The 674-nt window shown below is 69.3% G+C and carries 2 protein-coding genes; both read left to right on the top strand.

Features of this window, described 5'->3' with window-relative positions; genetic code table 11:
• A partial coding sequence (locus AC1DWF_RS35060; protein WP_476843077.1) for a metal ABC transporter solute-binding protein, Zn/Mn family occupies positions 1 to 273 on the top strand: 273 nt, incomplete at its 5' end.
• The coding region (locus AC1DWF_RS35065) for an endonuclease V (protein ID WP_476843078.1) at positions 266 to 674 on the top strand (409 nt) is incomplete at its 3' end. The genes AC1DWF_RS35060 and AC1DWF_RS35065, both read left to right, overlap by 8 nt.

Here is a 674-nt window from a genome sequence, read left to right on the forward strand (position 1 = left end):
CCACAGGGCATCTCGGCCAATGCGGAGCCCTCCGCGCAGCAGGTGGCGGCGCTGATCCGGATGATCCGGGCCGAGGGCGTCACCGCCGTTTTCCTGGAAAATATCGGCAATCCCGCGACCCTGCGGCGGCTCGCCGAGGAGGCCGGCGTGCGGGTCCGCGGCCGGCTCTTCACCGACGCGCTCTCGGCGACCGGCGGCCCTGCGGCGAGTTACGAGGCGATGATGCGATACAACGTGGCCGCGATGGTCCCCGCGATGCGTGGGGATGGCTGACCTCGCGGCCCTAAGGGCCGAGCAGGTCGCCCTTGCCGCTGATGTGATCCGGGAGGACGCGCTGCCGGCGATGCCGCGCTACATCGGCGGGGTGGACGCCTCCTGCTCGCGCTTCGATCCGACGCAGCAGGTCTATGTGGCCATCGTGGTGCTGGAATGGCCAGGGCTTGCCTTGGTCACCCAGGCGCAAGCCGCGGTGACGCCTGACCTTCACTACATCACCGGGCTCCTCGGCTTCCGCGAGGTGCCTGCGATCATGCAGGCCTTCCATACGCTGAAAGTGAAGCCGGACCTGCTGATGGTCGACGGCCAGGGCATCGCGCATCCGCGGCGCCTGGGAATCGCCTCGCATCTCGGCGTGAAGCTGGACCTGCCGACGATCGGCGTGGGCAAGTCGCGGC

Source organism: Aminobacter sp. P4_D5, assembly GCF_056401815.1.